The 17,840-nt window shown below is 65.9% G+C and carries 14 protein-coding genes and 1 other RNA gene; all 15 read left to right on the forward strand.

The window, feature by feature from the left end; all coding sequences use genetic code 11:
- The first annotated feature begins 89 nt into the window (after positions 1–89).
- The 15 genes from RBR52_RS08360 (at position 90) to ftsW (ending at position 17,684) form a co-directional block, all read left to right on the forward strand.
- Complete coding sequence (locus tag RBR52_RS08360; protein ID WP_320376747.1) at positions 90–1,940, forward strand: ABC transporter ATP-binding protein/permease; 1,851 nt, start codon at positions 90–92, stop codon at positions 1,938–1,940.
- A gap of 57 nt (positions 1,941–1,997) precedes the next feature.
- Positions 1,998–2,891 (forward strand): transporter substrate-binding domain-containing protein, encoded by an 894-nt coding sequence (locus RBR52_RS08365; protein ID WP_320376748.1) that lies wholly within the window; start codon positions 1,998–2,000, stop codon positions 2,889–2,891.
- An 87-nt stretch (positions 2,892–2,978) separates the two neighbouring features.
- Positions 2,979–3,707, forward strand: a complete 729-nt coding sequence (locus tag RBR52_RS08370; RefSeq protein WP_320376749.1) for an amino acid ABC transporter permease — start codon at positions 2,979–2,981, stop codon at positions 3,705–3,707.
- Positions 3,707–4,393: an amino acid ABC transporter permease gene (locus RBR52_RS08375; RefSeq protein WP_320376750.1), complete on the forward strand. Its 687-nt coding sequence runs from the start codon at positions 3,707–3,709 to the stop codon at positions 4,391–4,393. The genes RBR52_RS08370 and RBR52_RS08375 overlap by 1 nt, the downstream gene beginning before the upstream one ends.
- Positions 4,394–4,458: 65 nt before the next feature.
- On the forward strand, positions 4,459–5,193 hold the full coding sequence (locus RBR52_RS08380) for an amino acid ABC transporter ATP-binding protein (RefSeq protein ID WP_320376816.1): 735 nt from the start codon (positions 4,459–4,461) through the stop codon (positions 5,191–5,193).
- Positions 5,194–5,258: 65 nt separating this feature from the next.
- Positions 5,259–6,329, forward strand: coding sequence for a dihydroorotase (gene pyrC / locus RBR52_RS08385; protein WP_320376751.1), 1,071 nt, complete (start codon positions 5,259–5,261; stop codon positions 6,327–6,329).
- Positions 6,330–6,395: 66 nt separating this feature from the next.
- An RNA gene (rnpB, locus tag RBR52_RS08390) (RNase P RNA component class A) lies at positions 6,396–6,740 on the forward strand.
- A 323-nt stretch (positions 6,741–7,063) separates the two neighbouring features.
- Positions 7,064–7,492, forward strand: coding sequence for a division/cell wall cluster transcriptional repressor MraZ (gene mraZ / locus RBR52_RS08395; RefSeq protein WP_320376752.1), 429 nt, complete (start codon positions 7,064–7,066; stop codon positions 7,490–7,492).
- 6 nt (positions 7,493–7,498) lie between these two features.
- Entirely contained in the window at positions 7,499–8,452 is a 954-nt protein-coding gene (gene rsmH / locus RBR52_RS08400) for a 16S rRNA (cytosine(1402)-N(4))-methyltransferase RsmH (protein WP_320376753.1), read from the forward strand.
- Between the two features lie 248 nt (positions 8,453–8,700).
- Positions 8,701–9,045, forward strand: coding sequence for a cell division protein FtsL (gene ftsL / locus RBR52_RS08405; protein WP_320376754.1), 345 nt, complete (start codon positions 8,701–8,703; stop codon positions 9,043–9,045).
- Complete coding sequence (locus tag RBR52_RS08410) at positions 9,042–10,829, forward strand: penicillin-binding protein 2 (protein ID WP_320376755.1); 1,788 nt, start codon at positions 9,042–9,044, stop codon at positions 10,827–10,829. Before ftsL ends, RBR52_RS08410 begins: the two co-directional genes overlap by 4 nt.
- Positions 10,826–13,753 carry a bifunctional UDP-N-acetylmuramoyl-L-alanyl-D-glutamate--2,6-diaminopimelate ligase MurE/UDP-N-acetylmuramoyl-tripeptide--D-alanyl-D-alanine ligase MurF gene (murF, locus tag RBR52_RS08415; protein WP_320376756.1) on the forward strand — a complete coding sequence of 976 codons (2,928 nt, stop codon included), beginning with the start codon at positions 10,826–10,828 and terminating at the stop codon, positions 13,751–13,753. Before RBR52_RS08410 ends, murF begins: the two co-directional genes overlap by 4 nt.
- On the forward strand, positions 13,743–14,921 hold the full coding sequence (mraY, locus tag RBR52_RS08420) for a phospho-N-acetylmuramoyl-pentapeptide-transferase (RefSeq protein WP_320376757.1): 1,179 nt from the start codon (positions 13,743–13,745) through the stop codon (positions 14,919–14,921). Before murF ends, mraY begins: the two co-directional genes overlap by 11 nt.
- Complete coding sequence (gene murD, locus RBR52_RS08425) at positions 14,918–16,444, forward strand: UDP-N-acetylmuramoyl-L-alanine--D-glutamate ligase (protein ID WP_320376758.1); 1,527 nt, start codon at positions 14,918–14,920, stop codon at positions 16,442–16,444. Before mraY ends, murD begins: the two co-directional genes overlap by 4 nt.
- Positions 16,437–17,684, forward strand: a complete 1,248-nt coding sequence (ftsW, locus tag RBR52_RS08430; RefSeq protein ID WP_320376759.1) for a putative lipid II flippase FtsW — start codon at positions 16,437–16,439, stop codon at positions 17,682–17,684. The genes murD and ftsW overlap by 8 nt, the downstream gene beginning before the upstream one ends.
- The last annotated feature ends 156 nt before the right edge of the window (positions 17,685–17,840 follow it).

The following is a 17,840-nucleotide window of genomic DNA, read 5'->3' on the forward strand; positions in this document are numbered from 1 at the left end:
GGCAGAGGCGCGGATAATCGATCGATTCGTCATCATAGAGCGTGCGTGCGAGCGGCATGCGTCTGCTTTTGCGCGCCGTTCGTTCATCCATGCACCATCGCACCGAGCACTCGCCACCGCCCCAGCCTTCTTCCGTCCATGGCAGCACCCCGCGTTCGCGCTGGGCGGTGGTTTCCGCGCTGTGGCCCTACCTGTGGGAATACCGCGGCCGCGTGGTGCTGGCCTTGCTGATGATGATCGCCGCGAAAGTGTCAAACGTCGGCGTGCCCATCGTGCTCAAGGACATCGTCAATGCGCTCGATCTCAAGCCGGGCGACCCGCGCGCCGTGCTCGTCGTGCCGGTGGCGCTGCTGGTGGCCTACGGGCTGCTGCGGCTGAGCGTGTCGCTGTTCACCGAGCTGCGCGAGATCGTGTTTTCGCGGGTGACTCAGGGCGCGGTGCGCAAGATCGCGCTGCAGGTATTCGACCATCTGTTCAGCCTGAGCATGCGCTATCACCTGGAGCGCCAGACGGGCGGCATGTCGCGCGATATGGAGCGGGGTACGCGGGCCATTTCCAGCCTGGTGTCGTTCACGCTCTACAGCATTTTGCCCACCTTGGTGGAAATGGCGCTGGTCATCGGCATCCTGCTGGTCAAGTACGACATTTGGTTCGCGGGCATCGCGCTGGTGGCGCTGCTGCTGTATGTGGGGTTCACCGTCACGGTGACCGAATGGCGCACGCAGTTGCGCCGAGAGATGAACGCGCAGGATTCGCGCGCCAACCAGCGCGCCATCGACGCGCTGCTGAATTATGAGACGGTGAAAATGTTCGGCAACGAGGCGCTGGAGTCGGCCCGCTACGACGACAACCTCAGAAGCTGGATGCGCGCGGCCATCAAGTCGCAGAACTCGCTGTCGCTGCTCAACCTCGGGCAGAGCCTGATCATCGCCTTTGCTGTGACCCTGCTGGTGTGGCGGGCGACGGTTGGCGTGGTCAATGGCAGCATGAATCTGGGCGATCTGGTGCTGGTCAACGCCTTCATGCTGCAGCTTTACGCGCCGCTGAGTTTTCTCGGGGTGATCTACCGCGAGATCCGGCAGTCCACCACCGATCTGGAACGCATGTTCACCATTCTGCATGAGCACCAGGACATCCAGGACGCGCCGCAGGCGCCGTCCCTGCAGGTGGCGCGGGGCGGGGTACGTTTCGAGAACGTGCGCTTCGGCTATGGCGCGGGCCGCGTCATTCTCGACGGGCTGGATTTCACCGTGCCCGCCGGAGAGACCGTGGCCATCGTCGGGCCATCGGGCGCGGGCAAATCGACGCTGGCGCGGCTGCTGTTTCGGTTTTATGCGCCGCAGTCCGGGCGCATCCTGATCGACGGCCAGGACATCGCCCAAGTCACGCAAGCCAGCGTGCGCCGCGCCATTGGCATCGTGCCGCAGGACACGGTGCTGTTCAACGACACCATCGGCTACAACATCGCCTACGGCAAGCCCGGCGCCAGCGCGGCCGAGGTGGAGGCGGTGGCGCGTGCCGCGCATATCCACGACTTCATCGCCAGCACGCCGCAGGGTTATGACACGCAGGTGGGCGAGCGCGGGCTGAAGCTCTCCGGCGGCGAGAAGCAGCGCGTGGCCATTGCCCGCGCGCTGCTGAAGAATCCCCCCATCCTGATTTTCGACGAGGCCACTTCGCAGCTCGACTCGCACAACGAAAAGGCGATTCAGGCCGAGATACGTGCAGCCTCGCGTGATCGCACCGCGATCGTGATTGCCCACCGCCTGTCCACCGTGGTCGATGCGCATCAGATTCTGGTGCTGGAACGCGGGCGCGTGGTCGAGCGCGGCAGCCACGCGCAACTGCTGCAAGCGCGCGGCCTTTACGCCCGCATGTGGAGCCTGCAGCAGGCCCTGGTGCAGGAACGGAGTTTGCATACACCTATTGCGCATTTGTGACCGGCAGTTACACTTGCCCGATTCGTTCACCTTATCCCTACATCCACGGAGATTCGCATGATCAAAAAACTGTTGGGTTTGACCGTTCTGGCCGCAGCCGCGCTGTCCACCGTGCAGGCTGCCGAGTTGACCGGCACGCTGAAAAAAGTCAAGGAAACCGGCAACATCACCGTCGGCTACCGCGAGTCGTCGATACCCTTTTCCTACCTCGACAACAACGGCAAGCCCATCGGCTACGCGATGGATCTGTGCGGCAAGGTGGTCGACGCCGTCAAGGCCGACCTGAAAATGCCCGACCTCAAGGTGAGCTATGCCCCGGTCACGTCGAGCAACCGCATTCCCCTGCTGGAAAACGGCACCATCGACCTGGAGTGCGGCTCCACCACCAATTCGGTGGCGCGTCAGAAGCAGGTGTCCTTCGGGCCGACCTATTTCGTCATCAACGTCACGGCGGCGGTGAAGAAGGATTCGGGCATCGACGATTTCGCGCAGCTCAACGGCAAGACCATCGTGACCACTTCTGGCACCACCGCGGTGCCTCTGCTCAAGAAGTACGAAAAGACCAAGGACATGAGCTTCAAGGAAATCTACGGCAAGGATCACGCCGAGAGCTTCCTGCTGATGGCCGATGGCCGCGCCGCCGCGTTCGTGATGGACGACATCCTGCTTGCCGGGCAGATCGCCAACTCCAAGGATCCGGCGGCCTACAAAATCCTGCCGGGTTCACTGCGCCAGGAGCCCTACAGCATGATGCTGCGCAAGGACGATCCGCAGTTCAAGGCCCTGGTCGACAAGACCATCGAGGGGGTGATGAAGTCCGGCGAGATCAACAAGATCTACGCCAAGTGGTTCACCAGCCCGATCCCGCCCAAGGGCATCAACCTGAATTTCCCGGAAACCCCGGGCATCAAGCAAGCCTTCGCCCACCCGAACGACAAGGGCGTCGAATAAGCTTTTCGTTTTTCGCGAGCCATGAAAAAGCCGGCAGCGCTGCCGGCTTTTTTCCATGCGCGCGAGGGGGTTCTGTGAGGGATTGACATGCTCGGTCTAGGCATTTTTTTCGAAGACACGCCCGATGGCGACACCACCTGGGGCATGTCGCTGCTCTCGGGGCTGCAGTACACCCTGGTGCTCGTCGTGTGCGCCTGGATCATCGCCATGGCGCTGGGCTCGGTGCTCGGTGTGGTGCGCACCACCCGGCACCGCTTCTGGGTCACCCTGGGCAATGGCTATGTGGAACTGTTCCGCAACATCCCCTTGCTGGTGCAGTTCTTCCTTTGGTATTTCGTGCTGCCCAGCGTGATTGCGCCGCTCAAGCGCTTTGCCAACGCGGTTGATCCGGGCACGTTTCAGCTCCTCACCGCCGTGGTGTGTCTGGGCCTGTTCACCGCGGCGCGAATCGCCGAGCAGGTCAAGTCGGGCATCCAGTCGCTGCCGCGCGGGCAGACGCTGGCCGGGCTGGCGCTGGGGCTGACGCCGACGCAGACCTATCGCCATGTGCTGCTGCCCATGGCGTATCGCATCATCATTCCGCCGCTGACGTCCGAGTCGATGAATCTGGTGAAGAACTCGGCAGTGGCTTATTCCATCGGCCTGACCGAGTTGTTCTTCCGCACCCGCGAAATGGGCGAGATGACCTTCCGCTACTTCGCCGCCTTCGGCGCGGCAACGGTGCTGTATGTGGCGGTGGCGTTTTCCATCAATCGCATCATGGCGTGGGTGGAGCGCGCCACCGCCGTGCCGGGCTATATGGGCGGGAGCAAGTGATGGGCGACTTTGACTTTTCCTCCATCGTCTCGGTGCTGCCCTTTTTGCTCAAGGGCCTGGCCTACACCATTCAGCTCACCGTGGTGGCGGCCATCGGCGGCACGCTGCTGGGCATAGTGCTCGCTTTGGCGCGGCTGTCTCACCTCAAATGGCTGTCGCTGCTGGCGGCGGGCTACATCAACCTGATGCGCTCGATTCCGCTGCTGCTGGTGATTTTCTGGTTCTACTTCCTGGCGCCGGTGATGCTGCAGGCCATCACCGGGGCGGACTATCCGCCCAAGATCGGGGCGGAGCGCTCGGCCTATTTCACCTTCATCCTGTTCGAGGCGGCGTATTTCGCCGAGATCGTGCGGGCCGGAATTCAGAGCATTCCCAAGGGGCAGTTGGGCGCGGCCTACGCGCTGGGCCTGAACTATGCGCAGGCCATGCGCCTGATCATCCTGCCGCAGGCGCTGCGCAATATGCTGCCGGTGTTGCTGACGCAGACCATCGTGCTGTTCCAGGACGTGTCGCTGGTGGCGCTGCTCAACGTGACCGACTTCGTCGGCGCCGCGATGAAAATCGCGCAGCGCGACAGCCGCGTGGTCGAGATGTACACCCTGGTGGCCGTGGTGTATTTCGTACTGAGTTTCCTGCTGTCGCAGGGCGTCAAGCGCCTGCATCAGCGCATCGCTATCGTCAGGTAGTGCGGTGAGTCACTTCAATGGATCGTTTGATGACCCAGAATTCTGCCCAGGGCGCTGCAGCGCCGATGATCGACATCCGCCAGATCAGCAAGTGGTATGGCGACTTTCAGGTGCTCACCGACTGTTCCACGCAGGTGGCGCGCGGCGAGGTCGTGGTGGTGTGCGGGCCGTCGGGCTCGGGCAAGTCCACACTCATCAAGTGCGTCAACGCGCTGGAGCCGTTCCAGAAGGGCGACGTGGTGGTGGATGGCATCTCGATTGCCGATCCCAGGACCAATCTGCCCAGGCTGCGCGCGCGCGTGGGTATGGTGTTTCAGCACTTCGAGTTGTTTCCGCACCTGACCGTGACCGACAACCTCACGCTGGCCCAGATCAAGGTGCTCGGGCGCAGCAAGGCCGAGGCGCGCGAGAAGGGGCTGCTCTATCTCGACCGCGTGGGTCTTTCGATGCACAAGGACAAATTCCCCGGTCAGCTCTCCGGCGGGCAGCAGCAGCGCGTGGCGATCGCGCGCGCGCTGTCGATGGACCCGATCGCCATGCTGTTTGACGAGCCCACTTCGGCGCTCGATCCGGAGATGGTGGGCGAGGTGCTCGACGTCATGGTCAAGCTCGCCGAGGAGGGCATGACCATGATGGTGGTCACGCACGAAATGGGCTTCGCGCGCAAGGTCTCGCACCGCGTGGTGTTCATGGACGCCGGGCGGGTGGTCGAAGATTGCCCGACGCCGCAGTTCTTCTCGACCAGCGAACAGCGCAGCGAGCGCGCCGCGCATTTCCTGGCCAAAATCCTGCAGCATTGATCTGCCGCTTCATTGGGCTGCGAGTCGGGGCGTAGCATGTACGTGTTGTTTTCATCGATGCCGCCATGACCGCCATCCAGACGCTCACGATCACCCGCCCCGACGATTTACACCTGCATCTGCGCGACGGCGCCGCGATGCGCGATGCGCTGCCGTGGACGGCGCGGCAATTTGCCCGGGCCATCGTCATGCCCAATCTCAAGCCGCCGGTGGTGCATCCGCAGCAGGCGCTGGACTACCGCGCGCGCATCCTCGCCGCCTTGCCCGCAGGCCGCGATTTCACGCCCTTGATGACGCTCTATCTCACCGACGACACCACGCCGGCGATGGTGCAAGAGGCCCGACAAGGCGGCGTGGTGCACGCCTTCAAGCTCTACCCGGCGGGCGCGACGACCAACTCCGACAGCGGCGTGACCGAACTCAGGCGCATCTACCCGGCGCTCGAAGCGATGCAGCGCCTCGGCCTGCCGCTGCTGATTCACGGCGAAGTGGTCGATCCCGAGGTCGATGTGTTCGACCGTGAAGCGGTGTTCATCGAGCGCCATCTGGTGGCGCTGCACCGCGCCTTTCCCGAGCTCAAAATCGTGCTGGAGCACATCACCACCGCGCACGCCGCAGCCTATGTGCGCGAGGCGTCGGAGCTGAATGCGCAGGGCGTGCCGCGGCTGGCGGCCACCCTTACCGCGCACCACCTGCTGCACAACCGCAACGCCCTGTTCAAGGGCGGGATAAGGCCGCATTACTACTGCCTGCCCGTGCTCAAGCGCGAGACGCATCGTCAGGCCCTGCTCGATGTGGCGACCAGCGGCGATCCGCGGTTTTTTCTCGGCACCGATTCCGCGCCGCACGCGCGCAACACCAAGGAAACGGCCTGCGGCTGCGCGGGGTGTTTTACCGCAGCGAATGCGCTGGAGCTGTATTGCGCCGCGTTCGAGCAGCGCGACGCCTTGCACCGCCTCGACGATTTCGCCAGCCGCTTTGGCGCGGCGTTCTACGGCCTGCCGCGCAATAGCGGCACGATCACGCTGGAGCGCAAGACCTGGCAAGTGCCCGAAACCCTGCCTTATGCCGACACCGACATCGTGCCCCTGCACGCGGGCGAGGCGATGGCATGGCGGATGCGGCCCGGCGTCTGATCAGGTGTTGCCGGCCTGGGCGTTCAGCGCGCGCAACGGGAGCGAATCCGCGATAATCCGCAGCGCGAAGCGGGGTGGGCAGTCGCGGTGCGCGCAAGGCGCAACGAGGAAGGTCCGGACTCCACAGGGCGGGATGACGGCTAACGGCCGTGCACGGTGACGTGACGAACAGGGCCACAGAGACGAGCAAGCGCCGGGCGACCAGCGTGGACGTGAAACGCGGCAACCTCCATCCGGAGCAACACCAAATAGGCAGACGCGCCGGCGGCAACGTCGGCACAGCGCGGCCCGCGCGAGTCTGCGGGTAGGTGGCTTGAGCCGTGCAGCAATGCACGGCCTAGAGGAATGGCTGCCACGGTGCGGGTGCAAACCCGCGCTGCACAGAATCCGGCTTATAGCTCCGCTTCGCACTTTTTCCCTCAGTTTTTGCAACGCCGTCCGGGTGGGGATGGGTGCTGCCTGTCATCCATCAAAGCGTCGATGCGCTTCATTTTCTAGAAAGAACATTCAAGACGAACTCTAACTTATTCATTTTTAAAAGAAACATGCCTATATACTGGTTTCATGAACAGTATCTAAGTCCTTGTTTTGTAAAAGAAATTTCAGGGTTTCAGGCTTGACCGCGGCCATCGCCATCCTCTAAAGTGGCGTGAAGTGCAAAAAAGTGGGAAATTGTGCAGCACGCTGCGCAGTTTGACCGACCTCACTGCTGCACGGCAACCGCGGGCGATTTCATGTTCATAGGCATTTCGGCACTCAATCTGGACGGCAAGGGTCGTATGACCGTGCCTGCCCGGCATCGTGACGTGCTGCTGGCGCGCTCGCAGGGGCGGCTGACGCTGACCAAGAGCCCGGACGGTTGCCTGCTGATGTTTTCGGACGACGAGTGGGTGGCCTTTCGTGACCGGGTGATGCAATTGCCGATGGCGGCGCAGGGCTGGAAGCGCATCTACCTCGGCCATGCCACCGAAACCGAAATGGACGCGACCGGCCGCGTGCTGATTTCGCCGGAATTGCGCCAGGCCGCGGGTCTGGAGCGCGAGGTCGATCTCATCGGCATGGGGCGGCATTTCGAAATCTGGGATCGCGCCAGGCATCAGGCGCAAGAGGCGGCGGTGATCGAGGCGGGCATGCCCGATGCCGTGCGCGACATCGTGTTGTGACCGTGTATGCGCCACCACGCTCCCATGCCCAGCGCCGAGACGGCGCACCGCACGGTGCTGCTGCACGAGGCGGTCGACCAACTGATCACCAACCCGGACGGGGTGTATCTGGACGCGACCTTCGGCCGCGGCGGCCACAGCCGGGAAATCCTGCGGCGGCTGTCGCCTGCGGGGCGGCTGATTGCCATCGACCGCGATCCCCAGGCCATCGAGGCGGCGGCGCAGATTCACGATGCGCGTTTCGTCATCAGACATGCGCCGTTCGCCGAGTTTGCGCGGGTGCTGCGCGAGCAGGGCGTGGCGCAGGTCGACGGGCTGCTGTTCGATCTGGGGGTGTCGTCGCCGCAACTCGATCAACCCGAGCGCGGATTCAGCTTTCGCGCTGACGGGCCCTTGGATATGCGGATGGACACCAGCAGCGGGCAAACCGTCGCTGAGTATCTGGCTTCGGCCAGCGTGGATGAGATTGCAACCGTGCTGAGGGATTATGGAAACGAACGGGCGGCTGTCCAGATTGCAAAGAAGATTGTGGCTCGCCGCGAGTCCGGAGCGCCGGTTAGTCGCAGCGGGGAACTGGCCGCCCTCGTGGCCACGGCCGTCAAGAGTCGCGAGCCGGGGCAAGACCCGGCCACCCGCACGTTTCAAGCTCTTCGGATTCACGTCAATGCCGAGCTTGCGCAAATCGAGGCGGCGTTGAGCCAGGTGCTGGCCTGGCTGAAACCGGGCGGACGGCTGGCTGTGATCAGCTTTCATTCGCTGGAGGACGCCCTGGTCAAGCGCTATATCCAAAGCCACTCGCGCGCTCCGGCGGTCGATCGGCGCCAGCCTTTCGTGCCGGGCGTTTCGGCCGAGTTTCAACCGCAGTTCAAGGACGTGTTGCGGCTGCGGCCCTCGGCGGCGGAGGTCAGTGGCAACGCACGCGCGCGCTCGGCCATGCTGCGCGTGGCGCAACGGATCTAGTATGAAACAACCCCCGCACTCGCCTTGCTCGCCATCCCCCCAGGAGTCTGTCGGACTTGGGGCGTCGATAGCGAAAAACGGCCCCGGCGAGGACAGTTTTTGCCGATTTCGCCGGGCAATAGTCGAACTATTGCCCAAGAAAGCGGTGAAAAATGGACCGGCGAGGCCGTTTTGCAGCCGACGATCCTCAAGTCCGACAGGCTCCCAGGGGGTGCCAGTTCGCTTCGGTGCGCCCGGCGCGAACTGACATGGACGGCCTGACCCGCATCAACCTGCTGCTGCTGTTCGTCGTGGTGCTGTGCGCCATGTCGGTGGTGCGCGCGCAGTACCAGGGGCGGCGCACTTTCGCGGCGCTGGACGTGGCGCAGCAGCGCGCCGAGCAATTGCAGATGGACAAGGATCGTCTGCAGGTGGAGTACCGCGCGATGAGCGCGCCCGGGCGCATCGAGCGCATCGCCCGCACCCAGCTCGACATGCGCCCCATCACGGCGGCGCGAACCATTTTCGTGCACGAAGGCCAGACCACGCTGCCGCCTTTGCCCGTCGTGCCGCAGTCTCAGCCTGGAGCTGCGGGCAAAGGAGCGCGCAGATGAAAAACCCTGCGCTGTGCCCTCTGTCTGCGGCCGGTTATGGCAAGAGCCCGCTGCTGAATGTGAAGCTGCCGCCGGGCCGCGCCTGGCTGGTCAAGTGGCTGCTGTACGCCGTGTTCGCAGCGCTGGCGCTGCGCGCCTTCTGGGTGCAGGTGTGGACCACGCAGTTCTATCAGAACCAGGGCGAGCTGCGCTTCGTGCGCACCATCGAGCTGCCGGCGATGCGCGGACGCATCCTCGACCGTAACGGCAACATCCTGGCGTCGAGCATCCCGGCCAGGACCATCTGGGCCGACCCCACTCAGGTCGAATCGGGCGATGACCGGGTGCAGCAGCTCGCCCGGCTGCTCGGACTGAACGCGGCCGATCTGCAGCGCCGGCTCGATTCCAACAAACAGTTCGTCTATCTCAAGCGGCAGGTGGACATCGCCATCGCCCGACAGGTCAAGGCGCTGGGCATCAAGGGCATTTACGAATCGCCCAGCTACAAGCGCTACTACCCGGAAGGCTCGGCTGCGGCGCAGCTCATCGGCTTCACCAATATCGATGGCCAGGGTCAGGACGGCATGGAACTGGTGCTGCAGTCGCGGCTGGCCGGACATCCCGGCGTGCGCAAGGTCGTCAAGGACCGGCTGGGCAATGTGATCGAGGATGTGTCGGGCGGAGTGCCGCCGGTGGATGGGCAGGATGTGCGGCTGTCGATCGACAGCAAGATCCAGTACCTCACCTATCAGGCGCTCAAGCAGGCCGTGGAGGACAACAAGGCCAAGAACGGCAGCGCGGTGGTGGTCGATGCGAAGACGGGCGAGATTCTGGCGATGGCCAATTACCCCAGCTTCGATCCCAATCGCCGCAAGCGCATGACCGAGGCGGACATCCGCAACTACGCCGTGACCGATGCCTTTGAACCCGGTTCGGTGCTCAAGCCCATCACCCTGACCGCCGCCTTGCAGGCCGGCATCATCACGCCGACCACGGTGTTTCATACCGCGCCGGGATGCCAGCCGTTTTACGGCGCCAATATCTGCGATGACGACGACAACGGCAATATCGAACTGCCGCAGGTCATCCAGTATTCGAGCAACGTCGCCACTTCGCAGGTGGTGAGCAAGATGCCGGCGCAGGTGCAGTGGGATATGTACACCGCGGTCGGCTTCGGCCAGCGCCCGCAGATCGAGTTTCCCGGCGCCACCAGCGGACTGATGCGGCCAATGAAGCGCTGGCGCCCGATCGACCGCATCACCATGGGCTTCGGCTACGGGCTGGGCATCTCCACCCTGCAACTGGCGCATGCCTATCTGATCTTTGCCGACCACGGCCGCATTTTCCCGGTCACGCTGTTCAAGCGCGACGAGGCCCCCGAGGGCGTGCAGGTCGTGTCGCCCACCGTGGCGCGAGAGATGCGCGGCATGCTCGCGCTGGTGACGCAGCCCGGCGGCACCGCACCGGCGGCGGCCGTGCCAGGCTACTCCACAGGCGGCAAGACCGGCACGGCCTGGATTGCCAAGAATGGCAAGTACGACAAAAAACTATTCCGCGCGCAATTCGTCGGGCTGGCGCCGATTCACCATCCCGTGCTGGTGATGGCGGTGTCGATCGATCAGCCTACGGGCGGAAAACATTTCGGCGGTCAGGTGGCGGCCCCGGTGTTCGGCGCGGTGGTGCCGCAGGCCTTGCGCGTTCTCGGGGTGCAGCCCGACCTGCCGGTCAAGCCCGATCTCGTTCCGGCGCAAACCGCGCAGGCGCTGCGACTTCCCGCCGGACGGGCGATGCAGGGGGGCGCATGAATCACGCAGTGGATGCCGTGCTGCACGCATTGCGCGCACTGGGTGTCGCGCCGGACGCGCCCTGGTCAACCGACAGCCGCAGCCTGCGGCCGGGCGAGGTGTTCGTCGCCTGGCCGGGCGCGGCACGCGATCCGCGTCAGTTCGTGGCGCAGGCCCTCGCAGCGGGGGCTGTGGCGGCGCTGGTCGAGGCCACAGGCGCGCAGCACTATGGGTTTTCCGATCCGCGCATTCTGGCGGTCGAAGGACTCAAGGCGCTGGCCGGGCCGCTGGCCGCGGCCTGGTATGGCCATCCTTCTGAAGCCGTGAAGCTGCTGGCTGTGACCGGCACCAACGGCAAGACTTCCTGCGCGCTGTGGACGGCGCAGGCCTTGAACGCGGGCGGGCGGCGCTGCGGGGTGATCGGCACGCTGGGCGCGGGATGGCCCGATGCGCTGCAGCCCACCGGATTCACCACGCCCGACCCGGTGCGCCTGCAGTCCCTGCTCGCCACGTTGCGCGAACAAGGCGCGCCCTGGTGCGCCATCGAGGCATCGAGCATCGGTCTGGACGAGCAGCGGCTGGCCGGTTGCGCCCTGCACGCCGCAGCATTCACCAACCTCACGCAAGATCATCTCGACTACCACGGCGATATGGCGGCCTATGCGCGCGCCAAGCAGGCCTTGTTCGCCTGGCCGGGGCTGCGCCATGCGGTGATCGACATCGACGATGCCTACGGCGCTTCAACCCTGCTGGCGGACTGCCGCAGCCGCGGGCTCGACGTGCAGACGACCGCGCTGCAAGCGCCTGCCGACTGGCGCGCCGCAGACCTTGCGCAGACTCCCGCTGGCCAGCGCTTCACCCTGGTACATCGCCACGCCCGCCACGAGCTGGACCTTCCCGTGCTCGGCACCTTCAACCTGCGCAATCTATTGGTGGTCGCCGCGCTGCTGCACACCACGGGCATGGACGACGCGGCCATCGCCGCTGCATTGCGCACGGTGCGTGCCGTGCCCGGTCGCATGCAGACGCTGGGCGGTTTGGGGGCGCCGCTGGCGGTCATCGACTACGCCCACACGCCCGACGCGCTCGACAAGGCGCTGCAGGCGCTCAAGCCCGTGGCCGCCAGGCGCCAAGGCAAGCTGTGGTGCGTGTTCGGCGCCGGCGGCGACCGCGACGCGCGCAAGCGTCCGCTGATGGCGCAGGCCGCGGCCGCCCGCGCCGACCGCGTGGTGCTGACCAGCGACAACCCGCGCAGCGAAGCGCCGGGGGCCATCCTGCAGGACCTGCTCGCCGGAGTGCCGCAGAGTGAGGACACGCCGCCGTTTTCCACGGTGGAAGATCGCGCCGCCGCCATCGCCCAGACCCTGGCCCACGCCGCAGCAGAAGATGTGGTGCTGATCGCGGGCAAGGGCCACGAAAACACGCAGGAGATCGCCGGGCACAAGCAGGCCTTCAGCGACGCCTTCCACGCCCGCATGGCGCTGGCCGCGCGCGGGGCGGGCCTGTGCACCCTGGGCGAACTGCGTGACTGGATCGGGGCGGATGCGCGACTCATCGGCGCGGCCGACGTGACGGTGAGTGCCATCGAGACCGACAGCCGCAGGCTCACGCCGGGCGCGCTGTTCGTTGCCCTGCGCGGCGCGCGCTTCGATGCGCACGACTTCCTGCAGCAGGCCGCCGCGGCGGGTGCGCGCGCGCTGCTGGCCGAGCAGGGCGTGGCGGCCAGCGGTCTGCCGGGCATCGAAGTGCCCGACAGCCTGCGGGCGCTGGGCCTGCTGGCGCGCGGCTGGCGGCGGCAGCAGGCGCTGCCCTTGATCGCCGTGACCGGCAGCAACGGCAAGACCACGGTGACGCAGATGCTCGCAAGCATTCTGGCGGCGTGGCACGGCGAAGAGCGGCGGCTGGCGACGCAGGGCAATTTCAACAACGAAGTCGGGCTGCCGCTGACCCTGCTGCGCCTGCGGCCGCAGCATCAGGCCGCGGTGGTCGAGCTGGGCATGAATCATCCGGGCGAGATCGCCTGGCTCGCCAGTCTTGCCGAGCCCACGGTGGCGCTGGTGAACAACGCGCAGCGCGAACATCAGGAGTTCATGCACGGCGTCGAAGCGGTCGCGCGCGAAAACGGCGCCGTGCTCGCGGCGCTGCCGCGCAGCGGGGTGGCAGTGTTTCCCGCAGGCGATGCGCACAGCGGTATCTGGGCTGAGCTGGCGGCAGGGCGTAGGGTGCTGCGCTTTGCCTTGCGTGATGAGTCCAAGGCGGAGGTCGAGGCTGAAGTGAGTGGCCGTGCGTTTTATCGGCAGCGCCAGTTGCGGCTGCAATTGCACACCCCGGCGGGCCATGCCGAAGTCGGCCTGCAACTGCTGGGGGCGCACAACGCGCGCAATGCCCTGGCGGCCACCGCCGCAGCCTTGGCCGCAGGAGTGCCGCTCGATGCCGTCTGCCGCGGTCTGGAGGCGTTCTCCCCGGTGGCAGGGCGTCTGGCGCCGCGGCGGCTGCAACTGCCGGGCGGACACGACCTGCTGCTCATCGACGACAGCTACAACGCCAACCCGGATTCGGTGCGCGCCGCCATCGACGTGCTGGCCGAACTGCCGGGGCGCGGCCTGCTGCTGCTGGGCGACATGGGCGAGGTGGGCGACAACGGCCCGGCCTTCCACGCCGAGGTCGGCGCCTATGCGGCGCAGCGCGGCGTGGCGGCGCTGTGGGCCTGCGGCGAGATGACGGCGCACGCGGCGACGGCCGCGCGGGCGGCGGGGATGACCGCGGTGCGGCATCAGACCGATCCGACGGACTTCTCCCTGGACGCGGCGGCGTTGCGCGACTTCGACACCGTGCTGGTCAAAGGCTCGCGCTTCATGCGCATGGAACGCACGGTGCAGGCCATTGCCGCGCTGGCGGCTCCGGCCCAGGGCACGCCCGCGCTGGAGGCTCGCCATGCTGCATAGTCTGGCCCTGTGGCTGATGCAACTCTCACCCGATCTGCGCTTTTTCCGGGTGTTCAACTACATCACCTTCCGCGCGGTGATGAGCACGCTCACCGCGTTGTGCATCGGCCTGCTCGCCGGTCCCGCGGTGATTCGCAAGCTCACCGCGATGAAGGTCGGCCAGGCGGTGCGCCAGGACGGGCCGCAGACGCATCTCATCAAGACGGGCACGCCGACCATGGGCGGGGTGCTCATCCTGCTGGCCATCGGCGTGTCCACGCTGCTGTGGATGGATCTGAGCAACCGCTTCGTCTGGCTGGTGCTGCTGGTGACTCTCGGCTTCGGCGCCATCGGCTGGGCCGACGACTACCGCAAGGTCGTCTACCGCGACCCCAACGGCATGCGCTCGCGCGACAAGTATTTCTGGCAGACGCTCATCGGCGTGGCCGCCGCGTTCTATCTGGCCTTTGCCGTTTCGGGCAAGGGCAACGCCGAGGTCTGGAATCTGTTCGTGACGTGGCTGCAAAGCGGCATGACCATGCCCCTGCCGCCCGCCTCAGACCTCATCGTGCCCTTTTTCAAATCGGTCAGCTATCCGCTGGGCGTGACCGGCTTCATCGTGCTGAGCTATCTGGTCATCGTCGGCAGCAGCAACGCGGTCAACCTCACCGACGGCGCCGACGGCCTGGCCATCATGCCCGTGGTCATGGTCGGCAGCTCGCTGGGGGTGTTCGCCTATGTCACCGGCAACGCGGTGTATTCCAGATACCTGCTGTTTCCCTTCATTCCGGGAACGGGCGAACTGCTGATCTTCGTCGGCGCCATGGTCGGCGCGGGGCTGGCGTTTCTGTGGTTCAACGCCTATCCGGCGCAGGTGTTCATGGGCGACGTGGGCGCGCTGGCGCTGGGCGGCGCGCTGGGCACCATCGCGGTCATCGTGCGCCAGGAAATCGTGCTGGCCATCATGGGCGGGGTGTTCGTGGCCGAAACCGTGTCGGTGATGATCCAGGTGACCTACTTCAAGTACACCAAGAAGAAGTACGGCGTGGGACGGCGCATTTTCAAGATGGCGCCGCTGCACCATCACTTCGAGCAGCTCGGGGTGAAGGAATCGCAGGTGGTGGTGCGGTTCTGGATCGTCACCATGATGCTGTGTCTGGTCGGGCTGGCGAGCCTGAAGCTGCGATGAAGCTCAACGCGCTTCCCGTGCTCGTGCTCGGTCTGGGCGAATCCGGCCTGGCGATGGCGCGCTGGTGCGCCGCGCAGGGCGCGCGGGTGCGTGTGGCCGACAGCCGCAGCGCGCCGCCCGGGCTGGCCGCGCTGCAGCGCGAAGTGCCGTCGGCGCAGGTGCATTGCGGCAGCCTGGGCGCCGACTTGCTGGGCGATGCGCAACTGGTGCTGCGCAGCCCCGGCATTGCGCCGCATGCCGCCGAGTTTTCCGCCCTCGTGCAGGCGGCCGTCGAGCGCGGCGTGCCGGTCGCAGGTGAGCTGCACCTGTTCCAGTGGGCGCTGGGTGCCTTGCGCCGGGAGCGCGACTATGCGCCCAGGGTCGTGGCCATCACCGGGACCAACGGCAAGACCACGGTCACGCGATTGACCGGGCTGATGCTCGAGCGCGCGGGCTGGAGCGTCGCCGTGGCCGGCAATATCTCGCCGTCGATGCTCGACGTCTTGCAGGCCCGCCTTCAGGCGGACGATCTGCCGGCGGCGTGGGTGCTGGAACTGTCCAGCTTCCAGCTCCACGGCATGGCCGAATTCGCCGCGGACGCAGCCACCGTGCTCAACCTCACCCAGGACCATCTCGACTGGCACGGCGACATGGCGGCCTATGCCGCAGACAAGGCAAACATCTTCGGGAGCCAGGGCGCGCAGGGCGTCATGGTGCTGAACCGCGACGACCCGCAGGTGTTGGCGATGCAGCGCCCGGGGCGCAGACTGCGGCGCTTCGGCCTGTCGGCGCCGCAGCAGCCGGGCGATTGGGGCGTGATGCGCGAAGGCGGCATCGACTGGCTGGTGCGCGCGCTTGCCGATGTCGATGCAGAAGCTGCATTGGTCGCCCCGAAATCCCCGCGTCGCGCCAAGTCAGCGGCGCCGCCCGCCGCCCAGCTCGTCCTGCAGCGTCTGATGCCCGCCGAAGCGCTGCGCATTCAGGGCGGGCACAACATCGCCAACGCGCTGGCGGCGCTGGCCTTGGCCGACGCCGTGGGCGCGCCGCTCGCGCTCCTGCTGCACGCCTTGCGCGAGTATCGCGGCGAGCCGCATCGCATGCAGACCGTGGCGGTGATCGACGGCGTGCGCTGGATCGACGACAGCAAGGGCACGAATGTCGGCGCCACGGTCGCCGCGCTGGCGGGGATGGACGCGCCGGTGGTGCTGATCGCAGGCGGCGACGGCAAGGGGCAGGACTTTTCGCCGCTGCGCGCGCAGGCCGGGCGCTTGCGCGCGGCCGTGCTGATCGGCCGCGATGCGCAGGCCATCGCCGCCGAATTGCAGGGCCTGGCGCCGATCGAATTCACGCAGTCCCTGGAGCAGGCTGTGCAGCGCGCCGCCCTGCTTGCGCAGACCGGCGATGCGGTGCTGTTGTCACCGGCCTGCGCCAGTCTGGACATGTTCCGCAACTACGCGCAACGCGCTGAAGTGTTCACTCAGGCGGTTCGTGAGCTGGCAGAACAGCGCGGACAAATCTGGAGCGAAGGGGTCGGTCATGCTTGAGCGCATGCTGCCCTTTCTCGGTCGCAAGCGCTCTGCGTCGCAACACAAGGCGTCGGCCGATCTGCCGGTGCGGGTGGGACGCATGGCGCCGCGCAATTCGCGCATGCTCGAGTACGACCAGAACCTGGTCTGGGTCACGCTGCTGCTGCTGGCCTACGGTCTGGTCATGGTGTATTCGGCGACGATTTCCTTCCACGATTCGCCGCGCTATGCGCAGTGGTCGCCCTATCACTATTTCGTGCGCGATCTGTTCTCCATCGGCGCTGCCCTGCTGGCGAGCTGGATCGTGGTGCAGATTCCGATGGCCGAGCTGCAGAAGTGGTCGATGCGCTTTTTCTTCCTCTCGCTGCTCGGTCTGGTGCTGGTGCTGCTGCCGCATGTCGGCAAGGACGTGAACGGCTCCAAGCGCTGGGTGGTTCTGCCAGGGGGCTTGAATTTCCAGCCGTCCGAGCTGGTCAAGCTCACCGCGCTGCTCTACGCCGCCGACTTCATGGTGCGCAAGCAGGACGTCAAGCAAAGCCTGCTCAAGGCTTTCCTGCCGATGATGGCGGTGATGATGCTCGTGGGCGTGCTGCTGCTGGCCGAGCCGGATATGGGCGCGTTTCTGGTGATCGCCTCCATCACCCTGGCCATCCTCTTTCTCGGCGGTGCCAACGGCAAGCTGTTTGCGGTGTTCAGCGTGGCCGTGATCGGCGCCTTTGTATTGATGATCGTGCTGTCGCCCTGGAGGCGTGATCGCATCTTCGCCTACCTCAACCCCTGGTCGGAAGCCAACGCGCTGGGCAGCGCCTACCAGCTCTCGCACGCGCTGATCGCGATGGGACGTGGCGAGTGGTTCGGCGTCGGCCTCGGGGGCAGCATCGAAAAGCTGCATTACCTGCCCGAGGCGCATACCGACTTTCTGCTGGCCATCATCGGTGAAGAGCTGGGGCTGGCGGGCGTCGGTGTGGTGATCTTCGCGTTCTACTGGATCGTGCGCCGCGCCTTCGACATCGGCCGCCAGGCGCTGGTGCTCGACCGCATGTACAGCGCCCTGGTGGCGCAGGGCATCGGCGTGTGGATCGGCGGTCAGGCGTTCATCAATATCGGTGTCAACCTCGGTCTGCTGCCGACCAAGGGGCTGACCCTGCCGCTGATGAGCTATGGCGGATCGGCGCTGCTGCTCAACTGCATGGCGATTGCCGTGCTGCTGCGCGTCGATTTCGAGAACCGAATTTTGATGCGCGGAGGGCATGTATGAGGATGCCCCCCCCCCGAAATCGCCGCGTTGCGGCGCTCTCCTTGCAGGGCGCGGCGTCGCCAGAGTCGACGCCCCCTCGTGCCGTCCAGCCTGGCGCAGGCCAGGCTGGAGCCGCGGCACTCAGCCCCCAGGGGGCGGGGCAAGGCTTGGGGCGGC

The organism is Thiomonas sp. (assembly GCF_034007205.1).
Classification (GTDB): Bacteria; Pseudomonadota; Gammaproteobacteria; order Burkholderiales; family Burkholderiaceae_C; genus Thiomonas.